17 protein-coding genes, 13 tRNA genes and 1 pseudogene are annotated in these 19,473 nt (G+C 38.5%); 29 read left to right on the top strand and 2 right to left on the bottom strand.

The features are described 5' to 3' along the window. Window positions 1-93 precede the first annotated feature (93 nt). The 8 genes from AB1280_RS16890 to uvsE all read left to right on the top strand — a co-directional run bounded on the left by AB1280_RS16890 (window position 94) and on the right by uvsE (window position 11,276). A complete protein-coding gene (locus AB1280_RS16890; protein ID WP_272190940.1) occupies window positions 94-1,050 on the top strand; it encodes a fumarylacetoacetate hydrolase family protein in 957 nt (318 codons plus the stop codon). Further along, window positions 1,016-2,185 (top strand): homogentisate 1,2-dioxygenase, encoded by a 1,170-nt coding sequence (locus AB1280_RS16885; RefSeq protein ID WP_429756520.1) that lies wholly within the window; start codon window positions 1,016-1,018, stop codon window positions 2,183-2,185. The genes AB1280_RS16890 and AB1280_RS16885 overlap by 35 nt, the downstream gene beginning before the upstream one ends. Window positions 2,186-2,487: 302 nt before the next feature. After that, window positions 2,488-3,903, top strand: coding sequence for an amino acid permease (locus AB1280_RS16880; protein ID WP_429756519.1), 1,416 nt, complete (start codon window positions 2,488-2,490; stop codon window positions 3,901-3,903). 156 nt (window positions 3,904-4,059) lie between these two features. Continuing rightward, window positions 4,060-5,334 (top strand): MDR family MFS transporter, encoded by a 1,275-nt coding sequence (locus tag AB1280_RS16875; RefSeq protein ID WP_429756518.1) that lies wholly within the window; start codon window positions 4,060-4,062, stop codon window positions 5,332-5,334. A 236-nt stretch (window positions 5,335-5,570) separates the two neighbouring features. After that, window positions 5,571-6,659 (top strand): D-alanine--D-alanine ligase, encoded by a 1,089-nt coding sequence (locus AB1280_RS16870; protein WP_429757358.1) that lies wholly within the window; start codon window positions 5,571-5,573, stop codon window positions 6,657-6,659. A 61-nt stretch (window positions 6,660-6,720) separates the two neighbouring features. Further along, window positions 6,721-8,097: a UDP-N-acetylmuramoyl-tripeptide--D-alanyl-D-alanine ligase gene (locus tag AB1280_RS16865; RefSeq protein WP_272190944.1), complete on the top strand. Its 1,377-nt coding sequence runs from the start codon at window positions 6,721-6,723 to the stop codon at window positions 8,095-8,097. Between the two features lie 559 nt (window positions 8,098-8,656). Next, window positions 8,657-10,213: a DEAD/DEAH box helicase gene (locus AB1280_RS16860; RefSeq protein WP_272190946.1), complete on the top strand. Its 1,557-nt coding sequence runs from the start codon at window positions 8,657-8,659 to the stop codon at window positions 10,211-10,213. A 100-nt stretch (window positions 10,214-10,313) separates the two neighbouring features. After that, window positions 10,314-11,276 (top strand): UV DNA damage repair endonuclease UvsE, encoded by a 963-nt coding sequence (gene uvsE, locus AB1280_RS16855; protein ID WP_429756517.1) that lies wholly within the window; start codon window positions 10,314-10,316, stop codon window positions 11,274-11,276. Between the two features lie 2 nt (window positions 11,277-11,278). Here the strand turns inward: uvsE and AB1280_RS16850 are convergent, their stop codons facing one another. Continuing rightward, the gene (locus tag AB1280_RS16850; protein ID WP_272190949.1) at window positions 11,279-11,848 is read right to left on the bottom strand and encodes a rhomboid family intramembrane serine protease; all 570 of its coding nucleotides are present in this window, start codon (window positions 11,846-11,848) and stop codon (window positions 11,279-11,281) included. Between the two features lie 88 nt (window positions 11,849-11,936). Between AB1280_RS16850 and acpS the strand changes: the two genes are divergently transcribed. The 7 genes and pseudogenes from acpS (at window position 11,937) to AB1280_RS16815 (ending at window position 17,312) form a co-directional block, all read left to right on the top strand. Continuing rightward, the gene (gene acpS / locus AB1280_RS16845; RefSeq protein WP_272190950.1) at window positions 11,937-12,296 is read left to right on the top strand and encodes a holo-ACP synthase; all 360 of its coding nucleotides are present in this window, start codon (window positions 11,937-11,939) and stop codon (window positions 12,294-12,296) included. Window positions 12,297-12,452: 156 nt separating this feature from the next. Then, window positions 12,453-13,400 (top strand): LolA family protein, encoded by a 948-nt coding sequence (locus tag AB1280_RS16840; RefSeq protein ID WP_429757357.1) that lies wholly within the window; start codon window positions 12,453-12,455, stop codon window positions 13,398-13,400. 294 nt (window positions 13,401-13,694) lie between these two features. Continuing rightward, window positions 13,695-14,021 (top strand): annotated as a pseudogene (locus AB1280_RS16835) (alanine racemase); the annotation flags it as partial. Then, window positions 14,021-14,203, top strand: a complete 183-nt coding sequence (locus tag AB1280_RS16830) for an alanine racemase C-terminal domain-containing protein (RefSeq protein WP_429756516.1) — start codon at window positions 14,021-14,023, stop codon at window positions 14,201-14,203. The pseudogene AB1280_RS16835 and the gene AB1280_RS16830, both read left to right, overlap by 1 nt. A 228-nt stretch (window positions 14,204-14,431) precedes the next feature. After that, window positions 14,432-14,719: an antitoxin endoai gene (locus tag AB1280_RS16825; protein WP_272190952.1), complete on the top strand. Its 288-nt coding sequence runs from the start codon at window positions 14,432-14,434 to the stop codon at window positions 14,717-14,719. A 4-nt stretch (window positions 14,720-14,723) separates the two neighbouring features. Further along, window positions 14,724-15,074: a type II toxin-antitoxin system endoribonuclease NdoA gene (ndoA, locus tag AB1280_RS16820; protein WP_020063273.1), complete on the top strand. Its 351-nt coding sequence runs from the start codon at window positions 14,724-14,726 to the stop codon at window positions 15,072-15,074. A gap of 66 nt (window positions 15,075-15,140) precedes the next feature. After that, window positions 15,141-17,312: a Tex family protein gene (locus tag AB1280_RS16815; RefSeq protein ID WP_429756515.1), complete on the top strand. Its 2,172-nt coding sequence runs from the start codon at window positions 15,141-15,143 to the stop codon at window positions 17,310-17,312. A 75-nt stretch (window positions 17,313-17,387) separates the two neighbouring features. Here AB1280_RS16815 and cmpA read toward each other — a convergent pair whose 3' ends face one another. Further along, window positions 17,388-17,501, bottom strand: coding sequence for a cortex morphogenetic protein CmpA (gene cmpA / locus AB1280_RS16810; RefSeq protein WP_020063275.1), 114 nt, complete (start codon window positions 17,499-17,501; stop codon window positions 17,388-17,390). 101 nt (window positions 17,502-17,602) lie between these two features. On the opposite strand from cmpA, the gene AB1280_RS16805 reads away from it, so the two are divergent. The 14 genes from AB1280_RS16805 to AB1280_RS16740 all read left to right on the top strand — a co-directional run bounded on the left by AB1280_RS16805 (window position 17,603) and on the right by AB1280_RS16740 (window position 19,417). Then, entirely contained in the window at window positions 17,603-18,055 is a 453-nt protein-coding gene (locus AB1280_RS16805; protein WP_429756514.1) for a SprT family protein, read from the top strand. 123 nt (window positions 18,056-18,178) lie between these two features. Then, window positions 18,179-18,253 (top strand) — tRNA-Asn (locus AB1280_RS16800). A gap of 3 nt (window positions 18,254-18,256) precedes the next feature. Then, window positions 18,257-18,347: transfer RNA gene (locus AB1280_RS16795), tRNA-Ser, on the top strand. 7 nt (window positions 18,348-18,354) lie between these two features. After that, a tRNA-Glu gene (locus tag AB1280_RS16790) sits at window positions 18,355-18,429 on the top strand. Window positions 18,430-18,433: 4 nt separating this feature from the next. Beyond that, window positions 18,434-18,509 (top strand) — tRNA-Val (locus tag AB1280_RS16785). A 20-nt stretch (window positions 18,510-18,529) separates the two neighbouring features. Next, a tRNA-Met gene (locus AB1280_RS16780) sits at window positions 18,530-18,606 on the top strand. Window positions 18,607-18,609: 3 nt separating this feature from the next. Then, a tRNA-Asp gene (locus AB1280_RS16775) sits at window positions 18,610-18,685 on the top strand. Between the two features lie 76 nt (window positions 18,686-18,761). Then, window positions 18,762-18,836, top strand: a tRNA-Gln gene (locus AB1280_RS16770). Window positions 18,837-18,845: 9 nt separating this feature from the next. After that, window positions 18,846-18,921: transfer RNA gene (locus AB1280_RS16765), tRNA-Lys, on the top strand. Between the two features lie 14 nt (window positions 18,922-18,935). Then, window positions 18,936-19,016: transfer RNA gene (locus AB1280_RS16760), tRNA-Leu, on the top strand. A gap of 3 nt (window positions 19,017-19,019) precedes the next feature. Next, window positions 19,020-19,105, top strand: a tRNA-Leu gene (locus AB1280_RS16755). A gap of 82 nt (window positions 19,106-19,187) precedes the next feature. Then, window positions 19,188-19,264: transfer RNA gene (locus AB1280_RS16750), tRNA-Arg, on the top strand. A gap of 4 nt (window positions 19,265-19,268) precedes the next feature. After that, window positions 19,269-19,345 (top strand) — tRNA-Pro (locus AB1280_RS16745). 1 nt (window position 19,346) lies between these two features. Further along, a tRNA-Gly gene (locus AB1280_RS16740) sits at window positions 19,347-19,417 on the top strand. Window positions 19,418-19,473: the final 56 nt, after the last annotated feature.

The following is a 19,473-nucleotide window of genomic DNA, read 5'->3' as shown; positions in this document are numbered from 1 at the left end:
AGTAAAAATTCTACTGTCTGTTAGAGCGGGATAATGGTGAGGAGAGATGCTCCTTCCTCCCGCGCTTTACTTTTTAAGCGAGGAGAGAAAATGATGAAGTTTATTACATTTCGTCTTCCTTCACAAGAACTGCGAGCTGGATGGCTTGAAGGTGAAAAAGTTATTGATATGCATATAGCAAGCCATGGGGCACTTCCGTCCACAATGATTTCTTTTTTAGAGAAATCCGATGAATATATGAAAATCATCAGTAAGATTGGTACGCCAGAAAGAGGGATTTATCATATTACGGATGTAGAGCTTTGTGCACCTTTACCAAATCCGGGAAGTATCCGTGATTTTTATGCGTTTGAACAGCATGTAAAGACAGCTCGCGGCCGCCGTGGTTTGGAGATTGTTCCAGAGTGGTATGATATTCCTGTTTTTTATTTTACGAATCATCGCGCTGTTATCGGACCGGAAGAAGTTATTGTTTGTCCAGGCGCAACGAAGAAACTTGACTATGAATTAGAGATTGCTTGTGTCATTGGAAAAGAAGGTAAAAATATTTCGCGCGAGCAAGCACATGAATATATTTTCGGATATTGTATTATGAATGATTGGAGCGCTAGAGATTTACAAGCGCATGAAATGAAGGTCGGACTTGGACCGGCAAAAGGAAAGGATTTTGCTACATCGCTTGGGCCGTATATTGTGACGAAAGATGAGTTAGACATATATCGAAATGAGGATCGTTACAATTTAGAAATGACAGCTCATATTAATGGTGAACAATGGTCAAAAGGTAATTTTCAAGATATTTATTATACGTTTGCTGAAATGATTGAACGAGCATCTCAAGGTGTTACGTTGTATCCAGGAGATGTGCTTGGTTCTGGTACGGTTGGAAGCGGCTGTATTTTAGAACTTGGAACAGAGAGATGGCTGAAAGTTGGCGATGTGGTAGAGTTGAAAATTACTAGTTTAGGAACATTGCGTAATACGGTAAAAGCAGAAAAGGAAGCGGGGGATGAACATGTATTATCGTCGCATGGGGGAACTTCCTCGTAAACGACATGTACAGTTTCGTAAACAAGACGGAACGCTCTATCGTGAGCAAGTTATGGGGACGAAAGGTTTTTCTGGTACGCAATCTATTTTGTATCACCACTACATGCCAACAGAAGTGGGGCATGCTTCTTTAGCAGGGTCTTGTCGTGTGCAGTACGAAGAAGATGTGGCGTTAGCGCATCGTCATTTTCGGACGAAAGAATATAGAAAAATAGGAGATGCCGTGAACGGAAGGAATTTTCTATTAGGAAATGAAGACTTACGAATTGGGGTTGTAAACGGGGCGGAAAAAATGGATTATTTTTATCGTAATGGTGACGGAGATGAAATGCTATTTGTTCATTACGGATCTGGAAAAATTGAGACAATGTTTGGTACAATTCATTACCGAAAAGGAGATTATATTATCATTCCAATCGGTACAATTTATCGGGTAATCCCTGAAGCAGGGGAATCAAAACTTCTCGTTGTTGAAGCAAATAGTCAAATTACAACGCCGCGTAATTACCGCAATGAGTACGGACAATTGTTAGAACATAGTCCGTTTTGTGAGCGTGATATTCGTGGTCCAGAGACGTTGGAAACGTACGATGAAAAAGGTGAATTTGTTGTGATGACAAAGTCTAGAGGATATATGCATAAACATGTTTTGCAGCATCATCCTTTAGATGTTGTTGGATGGGATGGACATTTATATCCATGGGTATTTAATATTGAGGATTTTGAGCCAATTACAGGACGCATTCATCAGCCGCCGCCAGTACACCAAACATTTGAGGGGCATAACTTTGTTGTTTGCTCATTTGTTCCGCGTTTATATGATTATCATCCAGAAGCAATACCGGCACCTTATTATCATAGTAATGTAAATAGTGATGAGGTACTCTATTATGTAGAAGGCAATTTTATGAGCAGAAAAGGGGTAGAGGAAGGGTCTATTACTCTTCACCCAAGCGGTATTCCACACGGACCGCACCCTGGGAAAACAGAGGCTAGTCTTGGTAAAAAAGAAACAATTGAACTAGCGGTTATGATTGATACATTCCGGCCACTGCGCGTTATAAAAGATGCGCATGATATGGAAGATGAGCAATACATGTATAGCTGGCTAGAACAAGGCACATATACCGTATAAGATGTAAAGAACAACAAGCACACTCATTTGATGGGTGTGCTTGTGCTCATAAAGGAATCGACTTATATAAAATACCAAAAATATTTGTAAAATGATATAAAAATATAGAAATATAAACCATTTTTATGATTTTTATTTTTTTTAATTAGTAATACCATAACGAGCTGCACTACTTTGGATTATTCAAAGTAGTGGCAGGGGGACAAATTTCTCATTAAGTTATTGACGAAAAAAGGTGAAATAAGTAAAATGGATGTAAATATTAAAATTTTCAGAAAATTATAAATGTTGAGGTGCTATGTATGAAGCAAATCTTTCAAAAAAAGCCGATTACACAATTGTTGCAAGAGGGAAGCCAGAAGAAATTAAATCGAACATTAGGAGCATTAGATTTAACTATGTTAGGGGTAGGAGCAATTGTTGGGACCGGTATTTTCGTTTTGACAGGAGTAGTTGCTGCGAAACATTCTGGACCGGCTATTATTTTATCTTTTGCATTAGCTGCGTTAGCTTGTGCCTTTGCTGCCTTTTGCTATGCAGAATTTGCTTCTAGCGTACCGGTATCGGGTAGTGTGTATACATATACATATGCAACGATGGGAGAAGTGTTTGCCTTTTTAATTGGATGGGATTTAATGCTTGAATACTTATTAGCAACATCAGCTGTTGCTAATGGATGGTCAGCTTATTTTCAGTCTTTATTAAATGGATTTGGAATTAAGATTCCAACCATTTTAGCTTCTGCTCCTGGGGCAGGAAAAGGTGGTATTATTGATTTACCAGCTGTTTGTATTATTTTAATTATGACGATTCTTTTATCACGAGGTGTTCGTGAAAGCGCCCGCGTAAATAACATTATGGTATTCATTAAATTAACCGTTGTTCTATTGTTCATCTTTGCTGGTGTTAAATATGTAAAACCGGAAAACTGGACACCGTTTATGCCGTTTGGTTTTGATGGTGTAATGGTAGGTGCAGCGACGGTATTCTTTGCTTTTATTGGTTTTGATGCTGTTTCAACAGCGGCGGAAGAAGTAAAACGTCCGCAGCGTGATTTACCAATTGGTATTATAGCATCGTTATTAATTTGTACGGTTTTGTACATTGCTGTTTCGCTTATTTTGACAGGTATTGTACCGTATGGAAAATTAAATATATCAGATCCAGTAGCATTTGCACTTCAATTTATCGGACAAGATGGTTTAGCTGGCGTTATTTCAGTAGGTGCCATTACAGGGATTACAACTGTTATGCTAGTTATGATGTATGGTCAAGTCCGTGTATCGTATGCAATGAGTCGTGATGGTTTATTGCCGAGCCGTTTTGCGAAGGTACATCCGCAGTTTAAAACACCGTTTCTAAATACGTGGATAACAGGTATTATAGCAGCGCTTATTTCGGGACTTGTTGACTTAAGTGTACTAGCTCACCTTGTTAATATCGGAACTCTATCTGCGTTCGCGCTTGTTGCAGTTGCGGTTATTGTAATGCGAAAAACACATCCGGATTTACCGCGTGCATTTAAAGCGCCGCTTGTGCCGTTTTTACCAGCATTAACTGTAATCTTTTGTGTATATTTAATGCTTCAATTACCGGCAATTACATGGAAAAGTTTTGGGGTTTGGATGGTAATTGGAATAGGAGTCTATTTCTTATATAGCAGAAAGAATAGTGCATTACAAAAAGAATCTGGTGATGAAAAAACCGTTAATCTATAAAGTTGAAAGCCGTTCCTAGAAAAAGAACGGCTTTTTGTTTTTGAAAATTTACATTTTTCTAAAAATAATATAAGATGAAAATTGGTCGATAAAGTGAAGGTTTCGTTGGATTGTTGAACCGATTGGGCGCTTACTGCCTAAAAGGAGGGGGAGAATATGAAGAAAACATGGCAAGAATTAAAGCAAATGGATCGTAATGTTTGGATTCGATTTATTGGCGAAACGTTAAATGGAATTGCGATGATGATGTTAATGCCATTTTTTGCATTATATTTAAAAGATAAAGTAGATTCATTGCTACAAGTAGGAATTATTATGGCGCTGTCTCCAATTGCGGCAAGTTTTGGTTCTCTTATAGGTGGCCGAATTGCCGATATTTATGGAAGAAAGCCAATTATGATATTTTCAATGGCTAGCAATGCTATTTTAATGCTGGGGTTCTTATTTATAGATGGGTTTATACCATATGCTATCCTATCCATTTGTTTAGGGCTTAGTAATTCGTTGTTTCATCCAGCAGCTTCCGCTATGGTAGCTGATGTAACAGAACCTGAAAGGCGAACAGAAGCATACGGTTTGCTGCGGATGGGGCATAATATTGGAGCAGCAATTGGACCAATTCTAGGTGCTTCAGTTGCAATGCTTTCTAAAACGGTCATTTTTATGATTGCGTCATCTTCTATGCTCTTCTATGCATTACTAGTTTTACTACTTATTCAAGAAACAATGCCAAAAGATACAATAACACAGATGAATAAGGAAGAGGAGACGAAACAATCTGTATGGAAAGTTGTGTTTCAAGATAAAATTTTACTGGTTTATTTATTAGCTGGAATTGTTATTTCAATGGGATTTTCGCAAACAGAAGGTATGCTTCCTCTTCATTTTGATAATGAACTGAAAGGAATCTTTGGAATGAATAATCCATTTCCTTATTTAATGGCTATGAATGGACTTTTGGTGGTTTTGTTTCAATTTCAAATTTCGAAATGGGCGACAGGTAAACCGGTAGGAAAAACGATGCTATATGGTGCTTGGTTATTTGGAATAGGTCTTCTTGCCATCGGATGGCTTCCGAAATGGTTTGGCGGAATGGGGGCAAATGCTACTGTAGTTCTTGTTACGCTATTAATTGTATATGCGATTTATACATTGGGAGAAATGATTATGTCTCCTGTCCAAATGACGTTCGTAGCAAATTTAGCACCAGAGCATTTGCGAGGTACGTATATGGGAGCGGCTAGCTTACAATGGATTACAGGTAATGCGTTTGGTCCGCTACTTGGAGGTTTTTTACTTGATCGTTTGTTAGGTCACGTTTTATTTACGATTTTAGGAATCGGATGTGTGATAGCGGGACTTGTTTACATATCATTAGACCGACTTGTAGAGCAAAAACAAAAGGATAACATGGTAAAGCAAACGTCATAAAATGAAACTTTAATCAGTGGTGGTATTACTACCTACGAATAGCGAGATGAAGTTTTCATCATACACAAATAAGTTCTTTTTCTCATATTATTAGGTATATAACTAGAAAAATTGTTATGTCGACGTGGCCATCTTATTATTTGTGGACAGTTTCGCTTTTTACGAAAATAGGAACTATCTATTTTCGTAAAAAGTGCTACAATAGAAAAATGAAAACAAACGATTAGGGTGATTTCATTATGAAAATTAAATTAGGTTTATTATATGGTGGAAAATCAGCAGAGCATCAGGTTTCTTTACAAACAGCTCTTGCTGTTAGTAAAGCGTTAGATCAAGAAAAATTTGAGGTTCATCCAATTTATATTACTGAACAAGGACAATGGATTCGCGGTGAGCGTATTGAAGGTGAAATAAACAGCGTTCAAGCGTTGCAATTGAACGGAGAAGAGAACGCAATTTCTCCTGTGTCATTAAGTTCAGAGATTATCCCGATGTCAGCTTCTGATAAAGAGAATGCACTCGATGTAATCTTTCCGTTATTACATGGACCAAATGGTGAAGATGGAACCGTACAAGGTTTGTTAGAACTTATAAATATTCCATATGTAGGGAACGGTGTATTAGCATCAGCTGCAGGTATGGATAAAGTTATTATGAAAAATATTTTTGCGGAAGCGGGCTTACCGCAAGCAAAATATGTTTCGTTTATTCGCAGTGCTTGGGAGAAAAATCGCACAGAAGCGTATGGAAAAGTTGAAGAAACATTAGGCTATCCATGTTTCGTGAAACCAGCAAATCTTGGCTCGAGCGTTGGAATTAATAAATGTAAAAATCGTACTGAGTTAGAGAGCGCATTTGAAGAAGCGTTCCAATTCGATCGTAAAATCATCGTAGAAGAGAATATTGTTGGTCGTGAAGTGGAAATTGGCGTATTAGGAAATGATGAACCGAAATGTTCGGTTGTAGGTGAAATCGTAGCTAAAAAAGAATTCTATGATTATAAATCAAAATACATTGATGGCGATACGGCGATGGTTATTCCTGCTGAAGTTAAGGAAGCGGAATATGAGAAGATTAAAGAGTATGCGATTCGTGCATTTCAATCTTTAGACGGTGCGGGATTAACGCGAGCAGATTTCTTCTTAACGAAAGATGGTGATGTATTTATTAATGAAGTAAATACAATGCCAGGATTCACGCCATTTAGTATGTTCCCTCTGTTATGGGAAAATACAGGATTGGCGTATCCAGAGCTTATTCAAGAGTTAGTGCGCTTAGCGATTGAACGTCATGAAGAAAAACAAAAAATTAAATATACAATCTAACAAGAAAGGAGAAGCACTATTCAAATGAATAGTGTTTCTTCCTTGTAAGGAGTGTTTTTATATGATACAACGAACAGCGAAGCAAGTTGAGCAAATGGTATGTGGAACTAGTTTAGCGGAGCAGTGGAATGATATAGCGATAAAAGGTGTTTCCATTGATACAAGGAAGATTGAACAAGGAAATTTATATGTTCCAATTCAAGGAGAACGTTTTGATGGTCATACTTTTGTGGGGAAAGCGATAGAAAATGGTGCTGTTGCAACGCTATGGAAAAAAGGTGTGGCAAACCCACCGGAAAATGTACCAGTTATTTTTGTGGAAGACACATTACAAGCATTACAGACATTAGCGAAAAACTATCGTGATCAATTAAATGTGAAAGTAGTTGGTGTAACAGGAAGTAACGGAAAAACATCAACGAAAGATATTGTGACAAGCTTACTTGGAACAAAATTTAAAGTGCAAAAAACAGAAGGGAATTTCAATAATCATATCGGACTTCCTTTGACAATTTTAAATTTAGAAGAAGATACGGAAATAGCTGTATTAGAAATGGGTATGTCGAGCCGTGGTGAAATTGAATTTTTGTCAAAGCTTGCTCGTCCTGATGCAGCGATTATCACAAATATTGGAGAAGCACATTTAATGGATTTGGGCTCTCGTGATGAAATTGCAGGAGCAAAGTTAGAAATTGTGTCAGGTTTACAAGATAATGGCGTATTTGTTTATAACGGAGATGAGCCATTGTTAACTACACGTGTACCAGGCATGAATTTATCAGCAAAGACAATTACATTCGGTGATGCGAGAGCGAATGATTACTATCCAGTATCTGTAAAGTTGGAAGCGACAGGTACACACTTTAAAATGAATCAAGCGCAGGATGTAGTATTTTATTTGCCCGTTCTTGGGAAACATAATGTATATAACGCATTAGCATCAATGGCGGTTGCTGAGTTCTTTGGCGTAACGTGGGAAGAAATGAAACAAGGTTTAGTGAATTTGAAAATGACAGGCATGCGTATGGAAGTTGTAAAAACGGATGCCGGGTTAACAATTATTAATGATGCATATAACGCGAGTCCGACAGCGATGGAAGCAGCGTTCCATTTAATGAATGAATTAAATGGATTTTCTAAAAAAATTCTCGTTCTTGGCGATATGTTAGAGCTTGGTAACCAAGAAGTACAATTTCATTATGAAGTTGGAAAACTAATTGATCCAGCTCGCATTGCATATGTGTTTACGTATGGTACGCTCGGGGAACAAATGGCAGAAGGCGCAAAAATTAATTTTCCTAATGACCGAGTGAAGGCTTATGACAATAAAGAAGAACTTGTTAAAGATTTAAAAGAAGTCATTGATGTGAAAGACGTTGTATTAGTAAAAGCATCTCGTGGCATGAAATTAGAGGAAATTATTACGATGATTAAGTAATGAGGGCCTTGTTGTCTTGTATATGGCCTACTCTATTGGTTGATTACTGGAACCCCTTACAATAAATAAATTCGAAATCTAGGGTAAAGATGGAGAGAGTTGGGTTTGCTTTTTACACATACAAAACTTATAATTGATAGGGTGTAATAACGTTGTAGAGTATTTTTGTGATAAATGTAGGCCCGTTTATATATGTGAACATCAGGGAAAGGGCATTTTCCGCAAGTACGGAAAATGTCTTTTTTGAATGAATAGTTAGGATAATTACTCCTGCCATTTGAAAGTTATAATTGGTTGAAGTGGGGGTTTTACTACCCAGGAATAGCGGGATGAATTTGTCTCGGGACTACTTTTGTCTAGCTTTACATTTGGATGTTTAAAGTACGCATACTTGTTACATTCATTTTTCAAAAGCTAGTTTTATTATAATTGTCAGGCAATCTTGCGCTGATAACGCATTTTGTCTGAAGAAGACTTAGCCCAACCTTACTTGGATATCCTGTAAATATGAGAAGAAGGAATAATCTGGGCTATTTTAGATAGAAAAGGAGAAGTAAAATTGACAACATTTCGAGAATTAGGATTAAGCAGTGCTTTGCTAAAGTCTGTTGAAAGCATGGGGTTTGAAGAGGCAACACCAATTCAGGCAGAAACAATTCCAGTAGCCTTACAAGGTGTAGACATCATTGGTCAAGCTCAAACAGGTACAGGGAAAACAGCTGCATTTGGATTACCACTATTAGAAAAAGTAAATACACGTCAAGATACAGTTCAAGGTATCGTTATCGCGCCAACTCGTGAGTTAGCAATTCAAGTAGGTGAAGAGCTATACAAAATTGGTCAACATAAGCGTGTGCGCATTTTACCAATCTATGGCGGTCAAGATATTAACCGTCAAATTCGTGCGTTGAAAAAAGGTCCACACATTATTGTGGGTACGCCAGGACGTATTTTAGATCATATTAAACGTAAAACACTTCGTCTGCAAAACGTAGAGACAGTTGTTCTTGATGAAGCAGATGAAATGTTAAATATGGGCTTCATTGAAGATATTGAAGCGATTTTAACAGATGTTCCTGAAACACACCAAACATTATTATTCTCAGCAACAATGCCAGATCCAATCCGTCGCATTGCTGAACGCTTCATGAGCGAGCCTACACATATTAAGGTTAAAGCGAAAGAAGTAACAATGCCAAACATTCAGCAGTTCTATTTAGAAGTGCAAGAGAAAAAGAAATTTGACGTGCTAACACGTTTATTAGATATTCAATCTCCAGAACTTGCAATCGTGTTCGGTCGTACAAAGCGTCGTGTTGATGAATTATCAGAAGCATTAAACTTACGTGGCTATGCAGCAGAAGGAATTCATGGTGATTTAACACAAGCGAAGCGTCTTTCTGTATTACGTAAATTTAAAGAGGGTTCAATTGAAGTTCTTGTTGCGACAGATGTAGCAGCACGTGGTCTTGATATTTCAGGTGTAACACACGTATATAACTTTGATATTCCACAAGACCCTGAATCATACGTACACCGCATTGGTCGTACAGGTCGTGCAGGTAAAACTGGTCTTGCAATGCTATTTGTAACACCACGTGAAACAGGTCAATTAAAGAATATTGAGCGTACAACAAAACGTAAAATAGATCGTATGACTCCGCCAACATTAGATGAAGCTTTAGAAGGCCAACAACGTTTAATCGCTGAAAAGCTTCAAAGCATTATTGAAAGTGAAAACTTATCATACTACAAGCGTATTGCAGAAGAGCTGTTAGAAGAGCATGATTCTGTAGCGGTTGTAGCAGGTGCTTTAAAAATGATGACAAAAGAGCCGGACGCAACGCCAGTTTCTTTAACATCAGAGCCGCCAGTAGTTTCAAAAGATCGTTCTAGAAAGAGAAACGGAAACGGAAACGGAAATGGAAGAGGTGGTTATCGTGATGGTAACCGCGAAGGGAATCGTAACCGCGAAGGTGGCCGTAACCGTGATGGCAACCGCAATCGTGGCGGTCGTAAAGGAGAAGGTCAAGGACGCGGCGAAGGGCGTTCTGGAGCTCCTAGAGGACGCAGTGGCGAAAGAAAGCATACAAGTCGTAAACCGCAATCTAACTAATCTTATAGAAGAGAGACAGTCTTTTTCGAAAGGCTGTCTTTTTTTGTTTCTTTGTTTGGATATACTAGATAGAAACTTGTACCGGAAAAGAGGAAACAGAATGCTTGTAAAGCTTGGGTATGTTGCAATGAGTGTCCATTTAAAGAATGCTTCCCCTTCGCAAACAATGACGTATGCGCAGTTTCAACGAATACAAGAGAGAGAAGCGGCAATTAAAAAATTGGAGAGAATTTCCAATTCCAATTTAGAGAATTGTCTACGGTTGTTAAAACATAATTATGGACATGACATCTCGTTTTTTCGTTTAAGCTCAAAATTAATTCCTCTGGCAAACCATGAGGCGTTGTTAGAGTGGGATTATATCAAACCTTTGCGAGGGAATTTAAGGAAAATTGGAGATTATGCGAAACAAAAAGGGATGCGAATTGATTTTCATCCAGATCATTTTGTTGTTTTAAATTCATTGCAGCCGCCTATTTTAAAGCAGGCTCTGAAAACTTTACAGATGCATGGGAAGTTGCTACAGGGAATGGGGATCGATAGAACGCATCGCTGTGTTTTGCATGTTGGCGGTGCATATGGCAATAAAGAACAAGCGCTAGAACAATTTATTGAAAATTGGTCACTTGTTCCAGTAGGGATTCAAAGGATGATTATGTTAGAAAATGATGACACAACATTTTCTTTAAAAGAGGCATTGTACTTAGGAGAAAAACTTGAAATCCCCGTAGTTTTTGACTTGCATCATCATATGATGAATCATGATTTAGAAGGATGGGAAATCCACTGGGAACGTGTTGTGCAAACATGGGAGCAATCTCCTTTGCCTATTAAAATGCATATTTCTAGTCCGCGAGAAGGAAAGGATCTGAGGGCGCATGCCGATTTTATTGATTCTGATCCATTTCTTTCTTTTTTGCGATATATAAGAGGAAGTGTTCCGGAAATACACTGTATGATAGAGGCAAAACAAAAAGACGAAGCACTCTTGCAGTTGATGAGGGATATGACAGATAAAGAGGGAGTGGAAATAATAGATGGTGCAAGCTTTTGGGTGAAATAAGCTTAAGCACCATCTGTTTTTTTTATAAATAATGGTCCTAAACAAGCGCCTGTGAGTAATCCAGCTAGATGGCTAATGGAATTTGTTGTTGTATCAAGAAATGTAAATGCTAGGAGAATACATAAAATCATAACAAAGAGAAGAATCTCTTTTTTTCTATTAGGCTGAAATTGCATATAGAATAGATAAAGCTGTACCCCTAATAGCCCGAAAATAGCACCAGAAGCTCCTGTATGAGTATAGTGGAGCGGAAATAAAAAGTAAGAGGCGATATTTCCGGCAATTCCAGACGTCAGAAACACAAATAAAAATCGAATGCCATGCAGTTGTTTTTCTAATGAAAATCCAAGCGCGAAGAAGCAGATACTATTGGATGAAAAATGAGAAAACGTTGTATGAACAAATAATGAAGAAATAATTCGCCACCATTCCCCTTCAGCTATACACTCGTTACAAGCAATTCCGATAGAGAGTCCGTTATTCCCTAATGATAGTAAAACAAGTTGTATAAAAAGTAGTGCCGTAGTAACGGGCGGGAAAGAAGAGAATGAGTATTTAAATGGAGTATTCATATTTACACTCCTTTTGCTGTTAGCGTATTGTCTGTTATTCTTACAATATGAAAGTGAGAAAGAAAATAGAAGGAAGGAACAGCAGGATATGATTGTAGGAGTTGGAATCGATATTATTGAAATTGAAAGAATTGAAAAGATGATAGAGGGGCAACCGAAATTTATAGAGCGTATTTTAACAGAAAATGAGCGCCGAGTGGCCTATACGTTAAAAGGGAAAAGACGTAGTGAATTTGTTGCAGGGCGCTTTGCAGCGAAAGAAGCGTATTCGAAAGCGCTTGGTACTGGGATTGGAAAAGAGGTTAGTTTTTTACATATTGAAATTATGAATGATGAAAGAGGGAAGCCTATTTTACTTGCTGATACAAATCATACTATTCATCTTTCAATTAGCCATAGCCGAGAGTTTGCAGTAGCGCAGGTTGTTTTAGAAAGCTCGTCAAGCTAGTCTGCATATTTCATCTCTTTGTCTCATATATTTGAGTAGCGTTAAGGAAGAGGTTTTCTTCCACTTACTTATTGAGACAAAGGGGCTGAACGTATGAAAAGGCGGCTATTTTTGTTTATTGCCGGTTTGTTGACCGTTTTTCTGTTAGCAGGTTGCATGGAGAAGAAGAAAGAAGATGTTGTGCAAGACTTGAATGAAAGAGTAAAAGATATGAAAAGCTATCAAGCAGAAGCGAAACTATCGATTAAAACGGGAAATGAACCACAGGTGTATGATGTTGAAGTTTGGTATAATAAACCATCGTATTACCGAGTAAATTTAAAAAACGCAAAGAAAGATCAAAGTCAAATTATTTTACGAAATGATGAAGGTGTGTTTGTTCTTACTCCATCTTTAAATAAAAGTTTTCGCTTTCAAAGTGATTGGCCGCAAAATAGCAGTCAAGCATATTTATATGAATCACTTGTCAGAGATATTTTGAACGATAAGGACCGCTCATTTAAGAAAACAGACAAATATTATGTGTTTGAAACGAAAACAAACTATCATCATCAAAATATGTTGCCAAAGCAACAAATTACATTTAATAAAAAAGATTTATCGCCTGTTTCAGTGAAATTGATGGATAACGATCAAAATGTTCTTGTGCAAGTAGATTTTTCGAAAGTAAAGTTTGATGCGAAATTTGATAAAGGCGCATTTGATACGAAACAAAATATGTCTAGAGCACAAGTGGATATACAAACGACAGCTCAACAAGAAAAACCATTTGCTGTTTTGTATCCAAGTGATACACCACAAGGTATGACTTTAAAAGAAGAGAAAGAGTTTAATACAGATAACGGAAAACGTAGTATTCTTACGTACACTGGTAATAAGAAGAGTTTTACATTAATACAAGAAAAGGCGAAAGTAGCACCAACTATTGCGACGCAAAGTGTAAGTGGGGAGCCTGTTGATTTAGGTTTCACTATTGGGGCGTTAACAAAGGATTCGGTTACATGGTCACATAACGGAGTGGAGTATATGCTTGTAACAAAGGATTTGAAACAAGAAGAATTATTAATGGTAGCGCGTTCTGTGACTCAGAAACAAGTGAAGTAAACGACTAAAACGTGGTGACTACAGTGTACACCACGTTTTTTAGCACGTTTTCACGTATTGATAAAAATTTTTATGAAATCTGATGAAATAAAGGTGAGGAAAAAGTGAATATAAAAGAATAAGCTTTGCATATCGTATAAAGGAAGTGTTTTTTCTAGATGGAAGAATCGCCATTTTATCCCGCATTAACGGGCAGTAAGACCCCGACCTCAAGACTCAGAGAGAAGCAAAGAAGATAGGTGGGGGATAACTGCCCGTAAAAGCCCGATTGGTTCAACTAACCATCAGTGGGGGATGAAAAAAACCCCACTGACGGAAGTTTCACTTTATCGTGATACGTGGGTCGAGGTAAACTTAGGTGCGATTTATGAGAATGCAACTCGTATTAAGTCTATTATTCTTAAGGGTGTAGAGCTTTTTGCTGTTGTGAAAGCAAATGCGTGTGGTCATCGATCAGTGCAAGTTGCAGGTGCAATATTAGCGGCGGGGGCAACAAGGTTAGCTATTGCTTTTTTATATGAAGCTTTGGTTTTAAGAAGAGCTGGAATTAAATCGCCTATTTTAGTGTTGGGTCCTTCGCGTCCAGAAGATGTTAATGTGGCAGCGGAGAATGACACTACATGAACTGTATTTCAAAAAGAATTGGAAGACAAGACAATCAGTATATTAGTGCTACTGAGGTTGCAGAGTATTTAGGGACAATTAATTATGAAGTAATTGCAACAATTGAGTTTCGTGTTCCACGCGTATATGTGAAAAATGGAGAAGTTTTAGAGGTGGTAAAATATTTGCATGATATATAAGAGGGGCTTCCGAAGTTTAAATGTACGTTTATTTTTTACTAGATGGTAATTTGAGAAACTCGCTTTAGAAGAATAGCAAAGAAAAATACAGGGAAATGAATGTTTTATTTCCAAGTTGGAAAACATAAAACAAGACATTAGGAAGTCTTTGCAACAGGCCCTATACAATGGTATTATTACAATAGGTGTCATATATGTGTGTGTAGTTGACGGTGGAGGTGTATTTTTGTGTCCGAATCAAGTGTAACTACTGAAATCGTTGTTCGGTTGCCAAAACAAGTGGTAACAGAATTAGACGGACTTGGAAAACAAGAGAATAAGAATCGCCATGAACTTATTTGCCAGGCAACACAATTGCTATTGCGCCAACATAAAACGAAGAAGCGCTACCAGCATGAATCAATGAGACGTGGGTACATTGAAATGGGAAAAATCAATCTTGGTATTGCATCTGAAGCTTTCTTAGCAGAGTATGAAGCAGCTCATACAGTAGAACGCTTAGTTAGCGGGGGGTAATCTTTTGATTGTAAAACGCGGCGACGTGTATTTTGCAGACCTTTCCCCAGTTGTTGGTTCTGAGCAAGGAGGCGTTCGTCCGGTTCTTGTCATTCAAAATGACATTGGGAATCGTTTTAGTCCTACCGTAATTGTGGCGGCCATTACTGCGCAGATTCAGAAAGCAAAATTGCCCACCCATGTGGAAATCGATGCAAAAAAGTATGGATTTGAGAGAGATTCGGTTATCTTGCTCGAACAGATTCGAACAATCGATAAGCAGCGCTTAACGGACAAAATCACTCAGTTAGACGATCTGATGATGAATCGTGTAGATGAAGCTCTGCAAATTAGTTTAGGACTGATAGATTTTTAGTTCAACGTTGAAGTTGCTCTCTTTTAAGAGCAACTTTTTTTATTATTGAAGGAGGTTTTGTTGCAAATGGAAATGGTAGATAATCGCCAAGGGTTAATGAAAATGTTAGCGAAAGAATTGGATTTTTCAGAGAAGCAAGTTCGTCATGTTATTGAGTTAACAGAGGAAGGTAATACAGTCCCTTTTATTGCTCGTTATCGAAAAGAATGGACAAACTCATTAGATGAAGTGCAAATTCGTTCGATTTTAGAAAGATGGCAATATATCAATCAACTTGAAAATCGTAAAGAAGAAGTGTTGCGTTTAATTCATGAAAAGGGAAAGCTTACAGAAGAATTGCGTCGGAACATTACATCTGCAACAAAACTACAAGAGGTTGAGGATTTATATCGTCCGTATAAAGAAAAACGAAGAACAAAAGCAACAATTGCGAAAGAGAAGGGATTAGAACCTCTGGCAGATTGGCTATTAACGTTTGCGAAGGATGATGTGCTAGAAAAAGCAAAAGTGTTCGTAAATGAGGAAAAAGAAGTTCAGTCGCCGGAAGAAGCACTGCAGGGGGCAAAGGACATTATTGCGGAATATGTGTCTGATGAAGCATCTTATCGTAGTTGGATTCGCAATACTACCTTTAGAAAAGGGGTAATTTCAGCAGTTGTAAAAGATGAAGAAAAAGACGAAAAGAATGTATATGAAATGTATTACAGCTATGAAGAACCACTGCAAAAGGTTGTTCCGCACCGTGTATTGGCTATGAATCGTGGTGAAAAAGAAGACATTTTGAAAATAACAATTGTGCCTCCGGTTGAAGACATTCTTCAATTTTTACATAAAAAAGTTATTCATAATTCGTCCGTATCAAGTGCAGATTATGTACAAGAAGCGATCGAAGATGGTTATAAGCGTTTAATTCAACCATCTATTGAAAGGGAAATTCGTAAAGAGCTAACAGAAGTAGCAGAAGAACAAGCAATTCATATTTTTTCAGAGAATTTACGAAATTTATTGTTACAACCGCCGATGAAGGGGAAAGTAGCATTGGCTGTAGACCCTGCTTATCGTACGGGATGTAAACTAGCAGTTGTAGATGATACGGGGAAAGTGCTTCATATCGATGTCATCTATCCGCATCCACCTGTTCGGAAGTATGAAGAAGCGAAAAAGAAATGTATTTCCATTTTAGAAAAGTATGAAGTAGAGGTAATTGCTATAGGTAATGGCACGGCTTCCCGTGAAACGGAAGAATTTATTGTAGATGTACTACAGGTAGTTTCTCGTGATGTGTTTTATATTATTGTCAATGAAGCGGGTGCAAGTGTATATTCTGCATCAGAATTAGCGAGAGAAGAGTTTCCGAATTTGCAAGTTGAAGAAAGAAGCGCAGTTTCCATTGGAAGACGTTTGCAAGATCCGCTTGCAGAATTAGTAAAGATTGATCCGAAGTCTGTTGGTGTAGGACAATACCAACATGATGTATCACAAAAACGATTGAATGAATCATTAACATTTGTTGTTGAAACGGCTGTAAACCAAGTTGGAGTGAATGTAAATACTGCTTCTGTTTCTTTACTGCAATATGTTTCTGGTTTATCAAAAACAGTTGCGAAAAATATTGTAAAAAAACGTGAAGAGAGTGGAAAGTTTACGAAACGTGCTGAACTAAAAGATATACCGCGATTAGGTGCAAAGACATATGAACAATGCATCGGATTTTTACGAGTTTTAGAAGGTGAGAATCCGCTTGATCGAACAAGCATTCATCCAGAGCAATATAAGAATGTGGAATTGTTATTGAAAAGTTTAGGATTATCTATTACAGATGTTGGACAACCTCATTTGCAAAAACGCTTAGAGGAAGTGGAAATTTCCTCGTTATCAGAGCAAACGAACATTGGTGAACCTACGCTGCGAGATATTATTGATGCCCTTATTCGTCCGGAGCGAGACTTACGTGATGAATTACCAAAGCCGCTTCTTAAAAAAGGTATCTTAAAATTAGAAGATTTAAAACGCGGTATGGAATTGGAAGGTACAGTTCGGAATGTTGTTGATTTTGGTGCTTTTGTTGATATTGGTGTAAAACAAGATGGACTAGTTCATATTTCGAAAATAAGTAAGCAGTTTGTAAAACATCCATTAGATATTGTGTCTGTCGGCCAAATTGTAAAAGTGTGGGTCGATGATGTTGATATGAAAAAAGGACGCGTCGCTTTATCTATGTTACCGTTAGAAGGTTAAAAAGCCACGCCCATGGATGCGTGTATTATTAGTTGAATAAAAGGGAGTGGAGTGCTAATCCATTCCCTTTGTTTATTAGGGATGTTGCTTTTTTTTATAAAAAAACCAGCATTCGTTAAGTAATTTGATTTGATAGCGGTTTTTTTCATAATAAGCACGCCGCATTTGTTTGCGAAGCCATGCTGGCATATGAATCCCTCCTTTGATAAGAATGAGGATGGGTATATGTACTATTTAATGTATGCATGAGACAAACGAGACGTGTGAATTTATTTTAATGGGTAGGAGAGATGAGGGTGCATGAAGTAGATATTCAGAAATTAGTGGAGGAGGTATCGATAAAATATTTTGCGAGACCTTTTTTGCATAAGGCGATGTTTAATAAACGGTTACGTACGACAGGTGGGCGGTATATACTAAGCACTCATAATATAGAGCTAAATTATCATTATTATGTAGTGTATGGGGAAAATGAATTGATTGAAGTAATTAAACATGAGTTATGTCATTATCATTTGCATCTTATGGGGAAAGGGTATCAGCATAGAGATAAAGACTTTCGTGAATTATTAAAGCAAGTAAATGCACCGCGTTTTTGTAAAAGAATGTCGGGAAGGCAAGTGGAGAGAGCGCAATATGTGTATGAATGTATAACGTGTCATTTTCAATATGTAAGAAGGCGTAAAGTGAATACAGTTCGGTATGTATGTGGGAAGTGTAAAGGGAAATTAAAGCAGGTTTAAAAACTCCTTGACACTAAAAAAACAATCCAGTATATTATAAACATGTCACGTCACTACAGAATATTGTAGGAAGCACTTGACTTAGAAAATGAATTTTTATAAGATATAAATTGTCTTTGATATTCCGCAGTAGCTCAGTGGTAGAGCTATCGGCTGTTAACCGATCGGTCGTAGGTTCGAGTCCTACCTGCGGAGCCATATAGAGAAGTACCCAAGTGGCTCAAGGGGCTCCCCTGCTAAGGGAGTAGATCGCTTACGCGGTGCGAGGGTTCGAATCCCTTCTTCTCTGCCATAATTTTGGCCCGTTGGTCAAGTGGTTAAGACACCGCCCTTTCACGGCGGTAACACGGGTTCGAATCCCGTACGGGTCACCACTTCGGAGGATTAGCTCAGCTGGGAGAGCACCTGCCTTACAAGCAGGGGGTCGGCGGTTCGATCCCGTCATCCTCCACCATATAAATTTATGAATATCATCGCGGGGTGGAGCAGTCCGGTAGCTCGTCGGGCTCATAACCCGAAGGTCGCAGGTTCAAATCCTGTCCCCGCAACCAAATGGTCCCGTGGTGTAGTGGTTAACATGCCTGCCTGTCACGCAGGAGATCGCCGGTTCGACCCCGGTCGGGACCGCCATTTAAACTTCTGACAGATGGAAGTTGTTTTTTTTGTTAGAGGGATGGAAAAATGTTTTTCATTCTTTTAAAATTAATGGGCTATAGCCAAGCGGTAAGGCAACGGACTTTGACTCCGTCATGCGCTGGTTCGAATCCAGCTAGCCCAGCCATTTAAGTAAGAGCCATTAGCTCAGTTGGTAGAGCATCTGACTTTTAATCAGAGGGTCGAAGGTTCGAGTCCTTCATGGCTCACCATTTATTTTAATTTCGCGGGTGTGGCGGAATTGGCAGACGCACCAGACTTAGGATCTGGCGCCTTTGGCGTGGGGGTTCGACTCCCTTCACCCGCATATGCGGTCGTGGCGGAATGGCAGACGCGCTAGGTTGAGGGCCTAGTGGGGGCAACCCCGTGGAGGTTCAAGTCCTCTCGGCCGCACCAAAAAAGAAATAAAAAATACTTGCATTAATTTTACCGCCATGGTATATTAATAAAGTCGCAAAAAACAAACAACATACATTAAGCGCCCGTAGCTCAATTGGATAGAGCGTTTGACTACGGATCAAAAGGTTAGGGGTTCGAGTCCTCTCGGGCGCGCCATTTACGGGAAGTGGCTCAGCTTGGTAGAGCACCTGGTTTGGGACCAGGGGGTCGCAGGTTCGAATCCTGTCTTCCCGACCATGCGGGTGTAGTTTAGTGGTAAAACAAGAGCCTTCCAAGCTCTGGTCGAGAGTTCGATTCTCTTCACCCGCTCTTGAGTTCTTTGAAAACTGAACGAAACAAACAACGTGAAACGTCAATTTTTATTT

This window comes from Bacillus sp. S10(2024), assembly GCF_050473865.1.
In the GTDB taxonomy this organism is placed as follows: domain Bacteria; phylum Bacillota; class Bacilli; order Bacillales; family Bacillaceae_G; genus Bacillus_A.
This window is presented reverse-complemented; position numbering and strand designations above follow the sequence as displayed.

Excerpts from the sequence above, each read along its gene's own strand:
- AB1280_RS16890 (WP_272190940.1), top strand. The coding sequence starts at position 94 with ATGAAGTTTATTACATTTCGTCTTCCTTCACAAGAACTGCGAGCTGGA.
- AB1280_RS16885 (WP_429756520.1), top strand. The coding sequence starts at position 1,016 with ATGTATTATCGTCGCATGGGGGAACTTCCTCGTAAACGACATGTACAG.
- AB1280_RS16880 (WP_429756519.1), top strand. The coding sequence starts at position 2,488 with ATGAAGCAAATCTTTCAAAAAAAGCCGATTACACAATTGTTGCAAGAG.
- AB1280_RS16875 (WP_429756518.1), top strand. The coding sequence starts at position 4,060 with ATGAAGAAAACATGGCAAGAATTAAAGCAAATGGATCGTAATGTTTGG.
- AB1280_RS16865 (WP_272190944.1), top strand. The coding sequence starts at position 6,721 with ATGATACAACGAACAGCGAAGCAAGTTGAGCAAATGGTATGTGGAACT.
- uvsE (WP_429756517.1), top strand. The coding sequence starts at position 10,314 with ATGCTTGTAAAGCTTGGGTATGTTGCAATGAGTGTCCATTTAAAGAAT.
- AB1280_RS16850 (WP_272190949.1), bottom strand. The coding sequence starts at position 11,848 with ATGAATACTCCATTTAAATACTCATTCTCTTCTTTCCCGCCCGTTACT.
- acpS (WP_272190950.1), top strand. The coding sequence starts at position 11,937 with ATGATTGTAGGAGTTGGAATCGATATTATTGAAATTGAAAGAATTGAA.
- AB1280_RS16840 (WP_429757357.1), top strand. The coding sequence starts at position 12,453 with ATGGAGAAGAAGAAAGAAGATGTTGTGCAAGACTTGAATGAAAGAGTA.
- AB1280_RS16830 (WP_429756516.1), top strand. The coding sequence starts at position 14,021 with ATGAACTGTATTTCAAAAAGAATTGGAAGACAAGACAATCAGTATATT.
- AB1280_RS16815 (WP_429756515.1), top strand. The coding sequence starts at position 15,141 with ATGGAAATGGTAGATAATCGCCAAGGGTTAATGAAAATGTTAGCGAAA.
- cmpA (WP_020063275.1), bottom strand. The coding sequence starts at position 17,501 with ATGCCAGCATGGCTTCGCAAACAAATGCGGCGTGCTTATTATGAAAAA.
- AB1280_RS16805 (WP_429756514.1), top strand. The coding sequence starts at position 17,603 with ATGAGGGTGCATGAAGTAGATATTCAGAAATTAGTGGAGGAGGTATCG.